Origin of the sequence: Kribbella shirazensis, assembly GCF_011761605.1 — a bacterium.
Taxonomy (GTDB): domain Bacteria; phylum Actinomycetota; class Actinomycetes; order Propionibacteriales; family Kribbellaceae; genus Kribbella; species Kribbella shirazensis.
In genome coordinates, this window is record NZ_JAASRO010000001.1 from 5,529,574 (window position 1) to 5,545,948 (window position 16,375).

Consider the following 16,375-nt stretch of genomic DNA (forward strand, 5'->3'; position numbering starts at 1 on the left):
ACCGTGGGCCCGATCAGGCAGACTCTCCCCCGTGCCGCACGCGACAGCTCCCGACGGGACCCGGATCGCCTACCAGGTCCGTGGTGAAGGGCCGCCACTCGTCCTGCTGGCCGGGCAGTCCAACAACCACACGTGGTGGGATCCCGTCCGGATCGACTTCGACGAGCGGCACCGGACGATCACTGTGGACTGGAGAGGTACGGGGGCCAGCGACAAGCCCGACGAGGCCTACAGCACGCGGGGCTTCGCGCAGGACGTGATCGCCGTCCTCGACGCACTCGGCCTGGAACGCGCCCACGTCTACGGGACCTCGATGGGCGGACGGGTCGCGCAATGGCTCGCCGTCGACGCACCCGAACGTGTCGGCAAGCTGGTCCTCGGATGTACCTCACCGGGCGCGGTGCACGGATTCGAACGCAGCCAGGAGATCCGCAGGGCTCTGGCCGACCCGGCGCGGACCGAGCGTGTCCTGCTCGAGCTCATGTACACGCCCGGCTGGCTCGCGCGGAACCCCGGTCCGTACTACGTCCTCGGCGACACGACCATGCCGACGTACGCGAAGGGCCGGCACCTGGTCGCCAGCAACAAGCACGACGCGTGGGACGACCTGCCGAGCATCACCGCGCCGACGCTCGTCCTGCACGGCACGGACGACATCTTCAGTCCCGCCGCGAACGCGCAGTTGCTCGCCGAGCGCATCCCCGGGGCGCGCGCCGAGCTGATCGCGGGTGCCCGGCACGCCTACTTCCACGAGTTCCGGTCGGTCGCAAGCCCGGCGGTCCTAGCCTTCCTGGCCGCGCAGCACGGGTCGTAGCGCGTCCAGGACGGCGGCGTCCTCGATCGTCGACGGCACGGCTTCGTCCCGGCCGTCGGCGATCCCGCGCATCGTCCGGCGCAGGATCTTCCCCGACCGGGTCTTCGGCAGCGCGTCCACGACGGCGACGTCCCGGAACGCCGCCACGGGCCCGATCTCCCGTCGTACGGCGGCCACCAGTTCGTCCCGCAGTACGTCGTCGGCCACTGTCGCACCGGCCTTGAGTACGACGAATGCCCGCGGCAACTGTCCCTTCAACGCGTCGTGGACGCCGATCACCGCGCACTCGGCGACCGCGGGGTTCGCCGCGACGACCGCCTCGATCGAGCCCGTGGACAAGCGGTGCCCGGCGACGTTGATCACATCGTCCGTGCGGCCCATGACGAAGATGTAGCCGTCGTCGTCGATGTACCCGCCGTCGCCGGTCAGGTAGTAGCCGTCGTACTCCTTGAGGTAGCTGTCGATGTAGCGCTGGTCGTCGCCCCACAGCGTCGGGAGCGCGCCCGGCGGCAGCGGCAGCTTGATCGCGATCGCGCCCTCCTCGTGCGGCAGCAGTTCCTTGCCTCCTGCATCGAGGATCCGTACGTTCCAGCCCGGCATCGGCACGGTCGCCGAGCCCGGCTTGGTCGGCAGCGGTTCGAGACCGCGCGGGTTGGCCGCGATCGGCCAGCCGGTCTCGGTCTGCCACCAGTGGTCCACCACCGGTACGTCGAGATGCTCGTGCGCCCAGTGGTAGGTCTCCGGGTCGAGCCGCTCCCCGGCCAGGAACAGCGTCCGGAACATGTCCATCGGGTACTTCGCCAGCTCGGCGGCGTCCGGGTCGACCTTCTTGATCGCCCGGATCGCGGTCGGCGCCGTGAACAGGGCCTTCGCGCCGTGCTCGGAGATCACCCGCCAGAACGCTCCCGCGTCGGGCGTCCCGACCGGCTTGCCCTCGTACAGGACCGTCGTCGCGCCGACCAGGAGGGGCGCGTAGACGATGTACGAGTGGCCGACGACCCAGCCGACGTCCGAGGCGGTCCACCACACGTCACCCGGGCCGATGTCGTACACGTTGCGCATCGTCCAGGCGAGGGCGACCGCGTGGCCGCCGTTGTCGCGGACGACCCCTTTCGGGCGTCCCGTCGTACCGGACGTGTAGAGGATGTACAGCGGATCGGTCGCGGCGACCGGTACCGGGCCGGCCGGCTGGGCGTTCGCGGTGAGTTCGGTCCAGTCGAGGTCGTGCTCGCCCAGTTGCGCCCGGGCCTGCGGCCGCTGCAGTACGACGGTGTGCTCGGGCCGGTGCGACGCGATCGTCAGCGCCTCGTCGATGATCGGTTTGTACTCGACGACGCGGGTCGGCTCGATGCCGCAGGACGCGGCCACGATCACCTTCGGCCCGGCGTCCTCGATCCGCGCCGCGAGCTCCCGCGGGGCGAACCCGCCGAACACCACCGAGTGGATCGCGCCCAGTCGCGCACACGCCAGCATCGCGACGACCGCCTCCGGGACCATCGGCATGTAGACGATCACCCGGTCGCCCTTGCCGACGCCGAGCGAGGCCAGCGCGCCGGCGAACGTCGCGACCTCGTCACGCAGTTGCGCGTAGCTGTACGTGCGGCCTGTCCCGGTGACCGGCGAGTCGTAGATGAGCGCGGATCGGTCGCCGTCACCGGCCTCGACGTGCCGGTCGAGCGCGTTGTACGCCGTGTTCAGCTCGCCGTCGGGGAACCAGCGGACGATCGGCGCGCCGCTCGCGTCCACGGCCCGGGTCGGCGGCCTCGTCCACGAGATCGCCCCCGCTGCCTCCAGCCAGAACCCGTGCGGATCGTCGAGGCTCCGCCAGTAGCTCTCCTCGTACGCGCCCGTTCCAGCGCCCATCAGGTCGCCTCCCGTCCGTCGGCTCTTCCCCATCGTGGCAGGGTTGAGCCATGACGGTAAGTCTCGAAGACGTGCAGCGCGCCGCGGAGCGGATCGCCGGACGGGTACGGCGTACGCCGGTGATCGAGGTGGCGCCCGGCCTCACGTTCAAGCTCGAACTGCTCCAGCACACCGGCTCGTTCAAGCCGCGCGGCGCCTTCAACCGGTTGCTGACCGCGAAGGAGACCGGCGAGCTGACCGGTCAGGGCATCGTCGCCGCGTCCGGCGGCAACCACGGGCTCGCCGCGGCGTACGCGGCCCGCGAGCTCGGCGTACCGGCGCGGATCTTCGTTCCGGAGACGACTCCGGCCGCGAAGCTGGGCACGTTGCGCACACTGGACGCGGACATCGTGCAGGTCGGGAGCGAGTACGCCGAGGCGTACCAGGCCGCGTTGCGCGTCCAGGAGGAGACCGGTGCGCTGCTGGTTCACGCCTACGACCAGCCCGAGGTCGTCGCCGGGCAGGGCACGGTCGGGCTCGAGCTGCTCGAGCAGGTCGACGGCTTCGACACCGTGCTGGTGGCCGTCGGCGGAGGCGGCCTGATCGCCGGCATCGCGACTGCGATCGCCGACCACGCACAGGTCATCGGCGTCGAGCCGGCGCTCGCGCCCACCATGCACCGCGCCCTGGCGGACGGCGCGCCGACCGACGGCACGGTTGGCGGTGTGGCCGCCGACTCCCTGGGAGCCCGCCGTCTGGGCGACCACGCCTTCGCAGCAGTCCAGGCCCATCACGTGCGATCCGTCCTCGTCGAAGACGACGCGATCGTTGCCGCCCGCAAGCAGCTCTGGCGCGACCACCACCTCGCGACCGAGCACGGCGGCGCCACGGCGTACGCCGCTCTGACCTCCGGCGCCTACGAACCGACGGCCGGCGAGCGCGTCGTCGTGGTGGTCTGCGGGGCGAACACCGACCCCGGCACGCTCATCTGACCCGTTGCTGCTGCTTGTCGTCGGCCAGGACCCAGGCCGCGAGTACACCGGCGATGCCGCCGAACAGGTGCCCCTGCCAGGAGATCCCGTCCTGGGGCAACAGCCCGCTCAGCAGCGCGCTGCCCCACACCATCACGACAACGATGCCGAGCAGCACCTGTCCGAGCCGCCGGTTGAACACCCCGCGCAGGATCAGGTACGACGCGTACCCGAAGACCAGACCGCTCGCGCCGATCGTGATCGTGTTCGGCGGTGAGATCAGCCAGGTGCCGAATCCGCCGATCACCGTCACGATCGCGGTCACCGACAACAGCCGGGCCGCGCCGCCCACCGCGATCAACGCACCTAGCGTGACCAGCGGGAGCGTGTTCGAGATCAGGTGGCCGAAGCCGAGATGCAGGAACGGCGCGGTCAGGATGCCGACCAGGCCGCTCGACTCGCGAGAGATGATCCCGTACTGATCCAGCTGGCCCTGCAGGGCGGTGTCGACGACCTCGCTCAGCCACATCAGCCCGACCAGGCCGACGAGCAGCTTCAGCCCACTGCCGATCCTGGCAGTGTCCACACTCCGCCCTGTCCGCCTGGCCGGGGTCTGAAAGCTCATACCTCCACGATGCCGCATCCCTCCAAGTCTCAGCCCTCGAGGCGCGCGGCGACAGCGGAGAGTGACGTCTGCGATACTCCAGGTGGCACTCGTCGAGTGAGGGGGAACGATGCCGATCGCCGTCTATGTCCTCGGGCTGAGCATCTTCGCCCAGGGCACGTCCGAGCTGATGCTCGCCGGGCTGCTCCCCGAGCTCGCCACGGACCTCCACGTCACGATCCCCCAGGCCGGACTGCTGATCTCCGCGTTCGCGATCGGGATGCTGGTCGGCGCGCCGGTGCTCGCGGTCGTCACGCTCACCTGGTCCCGCCGTACGGCGCTGCTGCTGTTCCTCACGATCTTCGCCCTCACCCATGTCGTGGGCGCGACGACCTCCAGCTACGGCGTGCTGCTCGCGACCCGGATCGTCGGCGCCTTCGTGTACGCCGGGTTCTGGTCGGTCGCCGCCGTGACGGTCATGACCCTCGTCCGCGCGCACAGCCGGGCCCGGGCGATGAGCATCGTCACCGGCGGACTCACGATCGCCACCATCGTCGGCCTCCCACTCGGCACCGTCCTCGGCCAGCACTTCGGCTGGCAGTCGGCGTTCTGGACGGTGGCCGGTTTGTGCGTGCTCGCGATGTTCGGCGTACTCGCCACCGTCCCGGCCGACCGCCCCGACGCCGCGAACCTGCCCCGGCTCGCCGACGAACTGCGCGCCCTGCGCAGCGCCCGGCTCTGGCTCGCCTTCGGCACGACGGCGCTCGTCACTTCCGCGATCCTCGTCACCTTCAGCTACCTGGCGCCGCTGCTCACCCAGACCACGGGCCTACCGGCCGGTGCCGTCCCCGGCGTCCTCGCCCTCTACGGCCTCGGCTCGTTCATCGGGATCACCATCGGCGGCCGCTTCGCCGACGCACTGCCGTTCCACACCCTGTTCGTCAGCATCACCGGCCTCGTCGCCCTCTCCGCGCTGCTCGCGGTGACGGCAAGCGTTCCGGTGGTCGCGGTCGCGGTGATCGCGCTGCTCGGCGGCTTCGGCTTCGCCGCCAACCCGGCCCCCAACGGCCGCGTGTTCAGCCTGGCCGGCGACCGTTCGACGCTCGCGACCGCGACGAACTTCTCCGCGTTCAACGTCGGCATCACGGCCGGGCCGTGGCTCGGTGGGCTCGCGATCGACGCCGGCGCGGGCTATGCCGCGCTCGGCTGGATCGCGGTCGGCACCGGGCTCGCGGCCCTCGCGACCGTGCTGTTCGCGGCTCTGTCTCCGGGGCTCGTCCCGGTCAGTTCACCGGGCCTTGCGGGTCGAGGTGCGTCGGGTCGAAGTCCGGGTGCCGGTTGAACACGTACTTGTTCAGCAGCCACGTGAGCGCCCACAGCCCGACGCCGATCAGCATCAGCCAGCCGGCGATCTTGTAGTCCGCCGACGCCCGCCCGGACAACGGGCTGGCCAGGTAGACACACAGGACGCCGCCGAGCACCGGCAGCGCGGTCGGCGCGTGGAAGTGCTTGTGCTCGACCCGGTCCCGCCGCAGCACCAGCACCGCGACGTTCACGATCGCGAAGACACACAGCAGCAGGAACGCCGTCGTACCACCGAGCGCCGCGAGGTCGGCGTACCCGATCAGCACGAACGCGAGCAGCGTGGTGAAAATGATCGCGATGTACGGCGTACGGCGCCGGCGCAGCACCCGTCCGAGCGGACCGGGCAGGACCTGCTCGTGCGACATCCCGTACAGCAGGCGGCTCGCCATCAGCATGTTGATCAGCGCCGAGTTCGCGACCGCGAACATCGTGATCCACGCGAACAACTCGAGCGGGAACCCTGGTGCACCGGCCTGGACGACCTTGAGCAGCGGTGTGGCGCCCTTGTTCAGTTCCTCCGGCGAGACCAGCGCGACCGCGGAGATCGCCACCAGGACGTAGATGACGCCGGTGATGCACAGCCCGATCAGCATGATCTTCGGGAAGATCCGCACCGGGTCCTTGGTCTCCTCGGCCATGTTCACCGAGTCCTCGAACCCGACCATCGCGAAGAACGCCAGCGCCGTCGCCGCGGTCACGGCACCGAACGGCGACTCGCCCTCGGCGACGTGGAACTCGGTCAGCCGGCCCGGTTCGCCGTCGCCGCCGATCAGCGCCCACGCGCCGACCGCGATCACGATCAGCAGACCGCTGAGCTCGATGCAGGTGAGGACCACGTTCGCCTTCACGCTCTCGCCGACGCCGCGGAGGTTCACCAGCGCGATCAGCGTCATGAAGCCGAGCGCCGTGATCATCAGCAGCGAGCCGCGGTCGACGTCGATGTGCGCGGCGGAGAAGAAGTTCGCCGCGAACGCCTTGGACGCGCTCGACGCCGAGGTGAGGCCGGAGCACATCACCGCGAACGTCAGCAGGAAGGTGAGGAAGTGGATGCCGAACGCCTTGTGCGTGTAGACCGCGGCGCCACCGGCCTTCGGGTACTTCGTGACCAGCTCGAGGTAACTCGTCGCGGTCAGCAGGGCGACCAGGAACGCGCACAGGAACGGCAGCCAGACCGCGCCTCCGACCTGACCCGCGACCTTGCCGGTCAGCGCGTACACGCCGGTCCCGAGAATGTCCCCGACCACGAACAGCAGCAGCAGTCCGGGTCCCATGACCCGTTTCAGTTCGGGCCGCTCGCCGACCTTCGGCGTTGCGGCGGCAGCGGAACTGTCACTCATTGTGCCTCCCTGGATCCGGTGCGTCAGTGGACCATATCCGGGGGTGCATGGGCGAGGCCATGGCCGGAAGGTGACCGGTCGCCTGACAACATGTGGCCCGTGATGCACCTTCGTCTCATCGTCCCATCGGACCGCAACGAGCGCGTCCTGGACACGCTCGTCGCCGACCCGCGGGTGACCAGCATCGTGAGCCTCCCCGGTGCCGCGCATCGTCCCGCGGGCGACGTCATCGAGTGCGACGTGACCCGCGAGGCGACCTCGGAGATCCTGACCTGGCTCAAGGCCGAGGGTCTGTACGACGACGGCACGGTGGCGATGACCGGCGTCGACGCGGCACCGTCGCGTAACGCCCAGGAAGCCGAGAAGGCGGCGCCCGGCGCGCCCGACGACGCGGTCATCTGGGACGCCGTCGTCGACCAGGCGTACAACGAGGCCGGCGGGTCCTGGGTGTACTACGTGTTCCTGGCGCTGGCGACCATGATCGCCTCGGTCGCCGTCGTCACCGACTCCGCGATCCTCGTCGTGGGCGCCATGGTGGTCGGTCCCGAGTTCGGAGTGGTCGCCGCGCTGGCCGTCGGCCTGTTCCTGCGCAAGGGCGGCCTGACCCGGCGGTCGTTCTCGCTGCTCGTGAAGGGATTCGTGCTCGCGATCGCGGTCACGGCTCTCGCCGCGTTGCTGGCGCGAGCGGTCGGCTGGGTGGACGTGAACGACGTGACGGCGGCGCGGCCGCTGACGGGCTTCATCTGGCGGCCGGACAAGTGGTCCGCGGTGGTCGCCGTACTGGCCGGGTGTGCCGGGGTGCTGTCGCAGACGGCCGGCCGTGGCAACGCCCTCGTCGGGGTGTTCATCTCGGTCACGACCGTTCCCGCCGCGGGCGACCTGGCGTTGTCGCTGGCGTTGTGGGCACCGCATCACATCGGCGGGTCCGCGGCACAGCTCGGTATCAACCTGGCCGGGATGACGGCCGCGGGCGTGGTCACCCTGATGTTGCAGCGGCTCATCTGGCGCAGCTACCTGCGGGTGAAGAGAAGGGCGGGCGCGCGCGTTGAGGCTTGACCGGGCGTCCCCTGTCCGGTCCGCGCGCGCCCAGCACCGACAGACATACCCCACTCGAGGGCTCCGCGCACCTGTCGAGGCGTTCGAGAGTGCTGACGTATGTCAGCCATGGCGTGAAGTCGCCAAACCGGTCGAGACCGTCCAACCGACGAGATAGCCTGATCGAATGCTGGAGTCGGTTGGGGTGGAGCCGCCTGATGAGGAGGCGTATCGGGCGTTGCTGTCGGCTCCGGGCTGCGACATCCGGCAGCTCGCGGAGCGCCTCGGCCGCGACGAGCAGAACGTCGTCGCCACGGTCGGCCGGCTCGAGAAGCTCGGTCTGCTGACCTCCACCTCCGACGATCCGGTCCGCCTGCTCCCGACCCGTCCCGACGTCGCGGTGGACGCGTTGGTCGCCGTACGGCGGGCCGAGCTCGACCGCGTCCGCGCCGAAGCCCGGGTCCTGCTGTCCGAGCTGAGCACCCAGGAGCGGTACCGGCCGGAGAACCTCGTCGAGGTGATCGTCGGGCAGGAAGCGATCGCGGCCCGGTTCGCGCAGTTGCTCAACGGGACCCGGAACCAGTTGCTCGTGCTCGACCGCCCGCCGTACGCCGCGCAGCCCGACCAGTCCGACAGCACGGTCCGAGGCCTGCTCGGCGACGGGGTCGTCGTGCACGGCATCTACTCCCCCGACTCGCTCGACATCCCCGGCGGCGTCGACGAGGCGTTCAGCGCGGCCGACGCAGGTGAGACGTCACGGGTGCACCCGCAGGTGCCGATGAAGCTGGCCGTGTTCGACGGGAAGATCGCGCTGCTGCCGCTGGCGGTGGACCAGTTGGTCGACAGCGCGCTCGTCGTCCATCCGTGCGCGCTGCTGGACGCGCTGATCGAGATGTTCTGGCTGCTGTGGGACCAGGCGGTCCCGGTCGTCCCGGTCGCCAAGGCGGATCCGACCGACGCGCGGCTGATGACGCTGCTCGCCGCCGGGTTCAAGGACGACGCGATCGCGCGGCAGCTCGCGCTGAGCAGCCGGACCGTCGGTCGGCGGGTCGCCGAGCTGATGGAGACGCTGGGGGCACGCACCCGGTTCCAGGCCGGTATCCACGCCCAGCGCCGCCACCTGCTCGAGGACGACTAGCAGGTACCGAGCATCTGCGTCAGGGCGGTCTTCTCTGCCGACTGCAGCGACAGCTTGTAGGTGTACTTCACCCAGATCCACTCGCGCGCGTAGATGCAGTGCACCGACGTGTTCGTCGGCTTCCACTCCGCCGGGTCCTTGTCGCCCTTCGAGCGGTTGCTGGACGCGGTCACCGCGATCAGCTGAGAGATCGTCAGGTCGTTCGCGAACTGCTGCCGGCGCGACTGCGTCCACGAGCTCGCACCCGACCGCCACGCCTCGGCCAGCGGCACGATGTGGTCGATGTCGACGTCCGAGTCGTCGTTCACCCACGTCGCGTCGTACACGCTGTACCAGCGGCCCGCAGTCGGCTCGCACTGGCTGTCGACGGTGACGCCGGAGCCGTCGCGCTTCAGCACCTCGTCGCGGGTGTCGCAAGTACCGGACTGCGTGATCCAGTGCGGGAACTTGTCCCGGCTGTAGCCGTCGCTGGAGCCTTCCGACTTCACGGTCAGGGTCGCCAGCTGGCTCGCCGCTGTGCTCGCCGACGGCGGAGTCGGCGGGTAAGCCATCGCCGGTCCGGCGCTCAGCACCCACGCGGTCGCTGCCGCGGCAACTGTTGTCACCAGGGTCGTCGCACGTTTGGCTGCACGTTTGGCTGCAGGTTTGGTTGTGCGGGGCATCGGTCAGGCCTCCGAAGGGTTAGGGCGGATCCCCCCTGACGTTGCTGCCCTTCAGCCTTCCCCGATCACGCACCGTAGGAAACCACTCACCAGTTACAGTCGCGTGAACGTAGAGCGCTGCCCCTGCGACGGTCTGCGCCTGCTCAGGTCGCGGCTGCGGCGGGTTCGAAGCCGGCGAGCATCTCCTCCAAGGCATGCTGGTCCGGTCCGAAGAAGGGATCGGCCTGCGGCGCGGTCTCGAGCAGGTCCAGGAAATCCGTCGTGTGCCCCGGGGCCGGCGGCAAGTGGGTGCTGAGAATGACGTCCGGGTCCATCTCCCGCAACGGCTGGATGGTACGCCGGAACGCTTCCTGGTCGACGTTGTGCACCCATGGGCTGTCGAGCGTCGCCCAGAGCAACTGCCCGCCCCGCAGCGCGTCCCGTGGCGCATCGCTGACGTCGCCGCAGTCGGCCAGCTCGGAGGTCGGCATCGGCGCGCCGAAGCAGTCGGAGCTGAAGCAGGCCCGCGACCGGTCGTCGTAGAAGCCCACGGTCGCCGGGCTGTCGTACAGCGGAGGCCGGAAGGCAGTCACGGTGCGGTCCCCCAAGGACAGCGACTGCCCGGGGTTGAGGAGGTACAGCCGGTCCATCGGCAGCGGCCGCTCGGTCGACATGATGCCGGCGCCGATGAAGGTCGTGATCAGGCGTGCCTGCGGTGCCGCCTCCAGCAGGTCGAACAACGAGCCGGTGTGGTCGCGGTCCGGATGGGTCAGCCAGATCCACCGCACATCGGCCGGATCGACCACCGAGCCGAGCGCGTCCATGAAGCCGCGGCCCGGCAGGCTCAACCCGGTGTCGACCACCAGCGGTTCGGCCCCGAGCAGGACGAACGCGTTGACGGGCAGGAAGCCGATGCCCGGTACGGGCAGTTGGTCACTGAGCACGCTGATGTCAGCGCCGACACGATTGATCCGCATGATTCCCCCTGTGCAGTGCCGCCGTCACCCACGGCGAGCGCCCCCGAACTGGTCCTCTTCGGAGCGTCCGCCGCGATCCTCGCACTGTCAAGGCGCCGCCGACATCCTCCGTTTACAAGGCTTCACGGTGCCGAAATGCCGGGCCGGTAGACAGGCCACACCATCCAGTGAGGAGATGTCGATGGCAACGATTGGTCAGCAGGCCGCTGCCCTCCGACCCACGGCCGCCACTACCTGCGGTCGACGCCCGACCAGGTCCGGTGGGGTTACGTCCCGTCACTGGACAGCACGCCGGTGCTGACCATGCGCTCCGGGGACACGGTCACCGTCGACACGGTGTCCCACGAGGGCATCCTCGAGGACCAAGGACGCGATCCGGTCGAGTACTTCGCCCAGCACGGCGTCAGCAGGTCGTCGGTGCTCGACGACGCCATCGCGATCGCCCGCGACTACGACCGGACCACGCGGAACTTCGACGTCGACGGACCGCACGTCGTCACCGGCCCGATCTTCGTCCAGAACGCCAGACCTGGCGACGTCCTCAAGATCGAGATGCTGTCGATGCTTCCCCGCGTGCCGTACGGCGTGGTGTCGAGCCGGCACGGGAAGGGCGCGCTCCCCCGGCTGGCCGGCGGCGCCGTCCCGGCCGGGATCACCCTCGACGAGATCATGCCGCCGGTGGCGACGGACGGCCGGGCGACCGGCGACCCGGCCCGCTACGGCAACGTCTCGGTGTTCACGCCGGTCCGCGGCGGGCGCGGGGTGATGGCGAGCGGCAAGGTGACCTTCCCGCTGAACCCGTTCATGGGGCTGATGGGGGTCGCGTTCGCCGGCTCGGGGTCACCGACGGCGCACTGTTCCACGTCGGCGATCCGCACTTCGCGATGGGCAACGGCGAGGTCGCCCTGACCGCGCTGGAGGGTTCGCTGCGGGCGACGTTCCGGTTGACGGTCTGCACGAAGGGCTCCGGTGACGCGCCGTCGGTGGCCTTCGGATACCCGTTCGCGGAGACGCCGCAGGCCTGGGTGCCGATCGGCCTGTCCGACCCGGACGGCAGCCAGAACGGTCAGGGCAACGACCTGAACATCGCCATGCGTCGCGCCGTGATCAACGCGCTCGACTTCCTCGAGACCGATCAGGGCATGGACCGCGCCACGGCGTACGCCTATCTGTCCGCCGCGGCCGACTTCGAGGTCTCCCAGGTCGTCGACCGCACCACCGGCGTCCACGGCATCATCCGCAAGGCCGACTTCGGCTGACACCTGTGTGATACCCGCTACCCGTGTTCCACCACGGTCAAGGTCCAACCGGCGCCTGTGCGGTCGAGCTCGGCGTTCCACCGCTCGCTCACCAGTTTGTGCAGCGACTTCGGCGTACCGGGATCCTTGCCGGATTCGAGCAGATGCCGCGCGACGAGGCCGCGGGTGTGCTTGGCGTTGTGCGAGACGACCGACCGTACGCCGTCGCGCTCGCGGACCACGTTCACCGAGACCCACTTGTCCGCCTGGTCACCGGTCGGCCGCCACGCCGCGACGTACGTCGACGACCGGCAGTCCACGATCACACCGTCGACGTCCACGAGCACGGCGTTCAGCGGATCGCGCCACACCGACGCGAGCGGCCCGTGGCCCGGCAGCGTCGTACCCATCGACAGACGGTACGGCGGGACGCGATCGGCCGGCCGCAGCGCACCCCACGCCGCCGAGATCACGAGCAGCCGATTCGCGGCGCGGCGCTTCGTGCCGGCGGAGAGCGTGGCGTAGCCGAGCGCGTCGTACAGCACCCCGGAGTACAGCTCCGAGGCGGGGACGGACGGCTCGGTGCGCCAGCGGGTGTTGCGGTCGACCTCGTGCTGCAACGAGGCGCCCACACCGAGCACGTCGTGGGCATCGGCGGAGGCGGAGACCTTCGCCAGCGTCTCGAGCACCTGCTCGCGGACCGGGTTCAGCTCCGGGAACGACAGCGTGGAGAAGTCGACGGCGCGGCCGCGCGACCGTCCGGTCTTGCCCTCCGACGGCGGCAGCAGAATGAGCGTCACGTCAGGTCGTCCAGCGCGGCCAGGTCAGCGGCGGTCGGCTGCCAGCTCCCGGCGGCGACGTTCTGCGCGATCTGCTCCGGGGTCGTGGCGCCGGCGATCACCGAGGCGACCGCGGGCTGCGCCGCCAGGCCGCCGATCGCGACGTCGATCATCGTCAGGTCGCGCTCGGCCGCGAACGTCTCCAGCGCCTCGATCCGGTCGAAGTCCGCCCGCGCCAGCCGCTCGGGCTGCGTCGCGAGACGGGTCCCTTCCGGTGCCGACGTACCGCGCTTGTACTTGCCGGTGAGCAGACCGGAGGCGAGCGGAAAGAACGGCAGGATGCCGAGGCCGAGGTGCTCGCAGGCCGGGACGAGTTCGTCCTCGACGTCGCGCTCGAGCAGGGAGTACTGGTTCTGGGCGCTGACGAAGTGCTCGAACCCGTTCGACCGCGCCGTCCAGTCGGCGTCGACGACCTGCCAGGCGGCGAACTGCGAGCTGCCGAGGTACCGCACCTTGCCCTCGGCAACCAACTCGGACAGCGCCGCCAGCGTCTCCTCGATCGGCGTCACCGGGTCCGGGAAGTGCAGCTGGTAGAGATCGATCCAGTCGGTGCCGAGCCGCTGCAGGCTCGACTCGACCGCCTTGCGGATGTACCGGCGGGAGCCGCGGACGCCCCAGTCCGGGCCGTTCACACCGCCCATGTCGCCGCCGAACTTGGTCGCGATCACGACCTCGTCGCGGCGCGATCCGAGCGCCTTGCCGAGCAGTTCCTCGCTGAACCCGTGGTCGCCGCGGTAGATGTCCGCGGTGTCGAACAACGTGATCCCGGCGTCGACCGCGGCGTTCACCACGGCCGCCGTCCGGTCCGCGTCGAGCCGCCGGCCGAAGTTGTTGCAACCCAGTCCCACAACGCTCACCGTGAGACCCGAGTCGCCCAGCTGCCGGTACTCCATATCCGTCATGTGCTCAGCCTAGTCACGGCATACAGTGGCCCTCATGCCGAGTCTCACCGTCGACGGCGCCCGCACTCGGGCCGCCGCGCTCTCCGTCCAGTCGTACGACGTCGACCTCGACCTCACCCAGGGCGAGCGGACGTTCGGGTCCACCACCACGATCAGGTTCACCGCCACCGACCGGTCCAGCTGGGTGGACGTGAAACCCGACGAGCTGATCTCGGTCACGCTCAACGGAACCGCCGTCGACGTGGCCGGCCTGAACGACGGCCGGCTCGAGCTCACCGGCCTGCAGCCGGACAACGAACTGGTCGTCGTCGCGACGATGCTGTACTCCCACGACGGTGAAGGCCTGCACCGCGCCGTCGACGCCGCCGACGGTCTCGCCTACACCTACGCGATGTCGTTCCTGGACGCCGGCCCGCGCATCTTCGCGTGCTTCGACCAGCCCGACCTCAAGGCGCCGTACCGGCTCACGGTGACGGCCCCGCAGGAATGGCTGGTGCTCGGCAACGGCGGCTCGACGCAGGTCTCCCCCGGCCGCTGGCAGCTCGCCGAGACCAAACCGCTGTCGACGTACTTCGTGACGATTGTCGCCGGGCCGTACCACCAGATCACCGACTCGCACGACGGCATCGCCCTCAGCGTGGTCTCGCGGCAGTCGCTGAAGGAGGCGCTGGAGCGCGAGGCCGCGGACATCTTCGAGGTCACCAAACAGTCCTTCGACGAGTACCACCGGATGTTCGGCTACCGGTACCCGTTCGGCGAGTACCACCAGGCGTTCGTGCCCGAGTTCAACGCCGGCGCAATGGAGAACCCGGGCTGCGTGACGTTCCGCGACTCGATGGTCTTCCGCTCCGCGGTCACCGACGGCGAGCGCAGCAGCCGCGCGCGGACCATCGTCCACGAGATGGCGCACCAGTGGTTCGGCGACACCGTGACGATGAAGTGGTGGAACGACCTGTGGCTGAACGAGTCGTTCGCCGAGTACATGGCGCACCGGGTGTCCACCGACGCGACCCGGTACACCGACAACTGGATCGACTTCGCCTACATCCGCAAGTGGTGGGGCCTGCAGGCCGACCAGCGGTCCTCGACCCACCCGGTCGCCGCCGACGCGGTCAAGGACGCGCTCGCCTCGCTCGACGACTTCGACGGCATCTCGTACGCGAAGGGCGCCGCGGTCCTCAAGCAACTGGCGGCGTACCTCGGTGACGACGTGTTCCTGGCCGGCGTCAACGCGCACATCGCGGCGAACGAGTTCGGCAACGCCACCTTCGCCGACCTGCTGGCCAAGTGGACCGAGGCCGGCGCGGTCGGGCTCGAGGACTGGGCGCAGGCGTGGCTGCGGACGCCGGGCCTCGACACGATCAGCGTGACGCGGACGGACAGCGGTGTCACGCTGCACCGCAAGGCGCCCGAGGCCTATCCGGCGTCACGACCGCACAAGCTCACCGTTGCCGGGTACGACGCCGACGGTCGCCGTACGGCGGTCGACGTACTGCTCGACGCCGACGAGGTGGACGTCGAGCTCGATCCGTCGGTCGCGGTGGTGATCCCGGACGCCGGTGACGACAGCTGGGCGAAGATCCGGCTCGACGCCGGCAGCCTGGCGAACCTGGCCGCGGTACTGCCGAAGATCGAGGACGGCGTGACGCGAGCCGTCGTACTGAACAGCATCCGGGACGCGGTGGCCGACGCCGAGCTCGACCCGGAGCTCGGGTTCGACGTCCTCCTCGGGATGGTGCCGGACGAGACCAGCGACATCGCCGTCGCGACGATGGCCGGCTGGGCGACCTCGCATCTGCTCGGCATCTACCTGCCGTACGAGCCGTACCGTGGCCGGCTGGCCGACGCGCTCCGCGACCGGTTGCGGACCACGCCTGCCGGGAGCAGCCTGCAGCTCGCGGTCGCTCGCGGGTACGTGCGGTTCACCGGCGACGGCGACGTACTGAAGGGCTGGCTGACCGGCGAGGGTGTGCCGGACGGTCTCGCGATGGACGCCGACCTGCGCTGGACGGTCCTGCTCCAGCTCGCGCGGCTCGGTGCGATCGGCGATGCGGAGATCGACGCCGAGCTCGAGCGCGACACCTCGTCCGAGGGTGTCGTCCACGCGACCCGCTGCCGGGCCGCGCTGCCGACGCCGGAGGCCAAGGAGCGGGCCTGGACGCAGATCGTCACGGACGCCGACGTCGCGAACTACGAGCTGTACGCCGCGTGCGAGGGGTTCTGGCACCCGACACAGGCCGAGCTCACGGCGCCGTACGTCGACCGGTACTTCGCGGAGATCGCGGGCACAGAGAAGCTGCGTTCGGGCTGGGTCGTCGCGACGAGCGCGAAGCTGGCGTTCCCCCGGTACGCGATCGAGCAGCGGGTCGTCGACCGGGCCGCCGACCTGATCGCCGACGAGGCCGTCGCGGCCGGGATCCGGCGGTCCGTCGGCGACTGCGCGGACGACCTGAAACGTGCTCTTGCGGTGCGTTCGGCGTACGCCGGCTGACCAGGGGTTCGCCGTCACACCGTGTTGTGACTACTGTGACTGGTGTGACCAGGAGGACCCTGGTGACCAGGCAAGATGTGATTTCGTGACGTAACCTCCACAATGACCGGGCGGCACGGCGCGCCGGTCTTGGTCAGGCAGCACGTCCCGGGAGAGACTGTCGAGAACCGCACAGGAGAAC

General features: G+C 70.0%; 15 protein-coding genes. 8 read left to right on the forward strand and 7 right to left on the reverse strand.

Going from position 1 to position 16,375, the window contains the following annotated elements:
• The first annotated feature begins 31 nt into the window (after nt 1-31).
• Nucleotides 32-814 carry an alpha/beta fold hydrolase gene (locus BJY22_RS26735; RefSeq protein ID WP_167211740.1) on the forward strand — a complete coding sequence of 261 codons (783 nt, stop codon included), beginning with the start codon at nt 32-34 and terminating at the stop codon, nt 812-814.
• On the opposite strand, the gene BJY22_RS26740 is transcribed toward BJY22_RS26735, so the two are convergent.
• Nucleotides 782-2,677: an acetate--CoA ligase gene (locus BJY22_RS26740; RefSeq protein WP_167211743.1), complete on the reverse strand. Its 1,896-nt coding sequence runs from the start codon at nt 2,675-2,677 to the stop codon at nt 782-784. The two genes, BJY22_RS26735 and BJY22_RS26740, sit on opposite strands and share 33 nt — an antisense overlap.
• Nucleotides 2,678-2,727: 50 nt before the next feature.
• On the opposite strand from BJY22_RS26740, the gene BJY22_RS26745 reads away from it, so the two are divergent.
• Nucleotides 2,728-3,648 carry a threonine/serine dehydratase gene (locus tag BJY22_RS26745; RefSeq protein WP_167211746.1) on the forward strand — a complete coding sequence of 307 codons (921 nt, stop codon included), beginning with the start codon at nt 2,728-2,730 and terminating at the stop codon, nt 3,646-3,648.
• On the opposite strand, the gene BJY22_RS26750 is transcribed toward BJY22_RS26745, so the two are convergent.
• On the reverse strand, nt 3,641-4,252 hold the full coding sequence (locus tag BJY22_RS26750; RefSeq protein ID WP_167211749.1) for a rhomboid family intramembrane serine protease: 612 nt from the start codon (nt 4,250-4,252) through the stop codon (nt 3,641-3,643). The genes BJY22_RS26745 and BJY22_RS26750 overlap by 8 nt on opposite strands.
• A 109-nt stretch (nt 4,253-4,361) precedes the next feature.
• Here BJY22_RS26750 and BJY22_RS26755 point away from each other — a divergent pair, with 109 nt between their 5' ends.
• A complete protein-coding gene (locus tag BJY22_RS26755) occupies nt 4,362-5,573 on the forward strand; it encodes a Cmx/CmrA family chloramphenicol efflux MFS transporter (protein ID WP_167211752.1) in 1,212 nt (403 codons plus the stop codon).
• Here BJY22_RS26755 and BJY22_RS26760 read toward each other — a convergent pair.
• Nucleotides 5,515-6,933 carry an APC family permease gene (locus BJY22_RS26760; protein ID WP_167211755.1) on the reverse strand — a complete coding sequence of 473 codons (1,419 nt, stop codon included), beginning with the start codon at nt 6,931-6,933 and terminating at the stop codon, nt 5,515-5,517. The two genes, BJY22_RS26755 and BJY22_RS26760, sit on opposite strands and share 59 nt — an antisense overlap.
• A gap of 102 nt (nt 6,934-7,035) precedes the next feature.
• Between BJY22_RS26760 and BJY22_RS26765 the strand changes: the two genes are divergently transcribed.
• Both BJY22_RS26765 and BJY22_RS26770 read left to right on the forward strand, forming a co-directional pair.
• Complete coding sequence (locus tag BJY22_RS26765; RefSeq protein ID WP_167218688.1) at nt 7,036-7,989, forward strand: DUF389 domain-containing protein; 954 nt, start codon at nt 7,036-7,038, stop codon at nt 7,987-7,989.
• Nucleotides 7,990-8,155: 166 nt separating this feature from the next.
• On the forward strand, nt 8,156-9,106 hold the full coding sequence (locus BJY22_RS26770; protein ID WP_167211758.1) for a MarR family transcriptional regulator: 951 nt from the start codon (nt 8,156-8,158) through the stop codon (nt 9,104-9,106).
• Here the strand turns inward: BJY22_RS26770 and BJY22_RS26775 are convergent.
• Together BJY22_RS26775 and BJY22_RS26780 are read right to left on the reverse strand one after the other, a co-directional pair.
• A complete protein-coding gene (locus BJY22_RS26775) occupies nt 9,103-9,711 on the reverse strand; it encodes an HNH endonuclease family protein (protein WP_337759163.1) in 609 nt (202 codons plus the stop codon). The genes BJY22_RS26770 and BJY22_RS26775 overlap by 4 nt on opposite strands.
• 200 nt (nt 9,712-9,911) lie before the next feature.
• On the reverse strand, nt 9,912-10,724 hold the full coding sequence (locus tag BJY22_RS26780; RefSeq protein ID WP_167211763.1) for an MBL fold metallo-hydrolase: 813 nt from the start codon (nt 10,722-10,724) through the stop codon (nt 9,912-9,914).
• 303 nt (nt 10,725-11,027) lie between these two features.
• Here BJY22_RS26780 and BJY22_RS41160 point away from each other — a divergent pair, with 303 nt between their 5' ends.
• Both BJY22_RS41160 and BJY22_RS41165 read left to right on the forward strand, forming a co-directional pair.
• Nucleotides 11,028-11,633: an acetamidase/formamidase family protein gene (locus BJY22_RS41160; protein WP_202891276.1), complete on the forward strand. Its 606-nt coding sequence runs from the start codon at nt 11,028-11,030 to the stop codon at nt 11,631-11,633.
• The gene (locus tag BJY22_RS41165) at nt 11,609-11,983 is read left to right on the forward strand and encodes a hypothetical protein (protein ID WP_202892257.1); all 375 of its coding nucleotides are present in this window, start codon (nt 11,609-11,611) and stop codon (nt 11,981-11,983) included. Before BJY22_RS41160 ends, BJY22_RS41165 begins: the two co-directional genes overlap by 25 nt.
• A 17-nt stretch (nt 11,984-12,000) precedes the next feature.
• On the opposite strand, the gene BJY22_RS26790 is transcribed toward BJY22_RS41165, so the two are convergent.
• Both BJY22_RS26790 and BJY22_RS26795 read right to left on the reverse strand, forming a co-directional pair.
• Nucleotides 12,001-12,762, reverse strand: coding sequence for a peroxide stress protein YaaA (locus BJY22_RS26790; protein WP_167211766.1), 762 nt, complete (start codon nt 12,760-12,762; stop codon nt 12,001-12,003).
• The gene (locus BJY22_RS26795; protein ID WP_202891277.1) at nt 12,759-13,703 is read right to left on the reverse strand and encodes an aldo/keto reductase; all 945 of its coding nucleotides are present in this window, start codon (nt 13,701-13,703) and stop codon (nt 12,759-12,761) included. Before BJY22_RS26795 ends, BJY22_RS26790 begins: the two co-directional genes overlap by 4 nt.
• A 34-nt stretch (nt 13,704-13,737) precedes the next feature.
• On the opposite strand from BJY22_RS26795, the gene pepN reads away from it, so the two are divergent.
• Complete coding sequence (gene pepN, locus BJY22_RS26800) at nt 13,738-16,194, forward strand: aminopeptidase N (RefSeq protein ID WP_167211770.1); 2,457 nt, start codon at nt 13,738-13,740, stop codon at nt 16,192-16,194.
• The last annotated feature ends 181 nt before the right edge of the window (nt 16,195-16,375 follow it).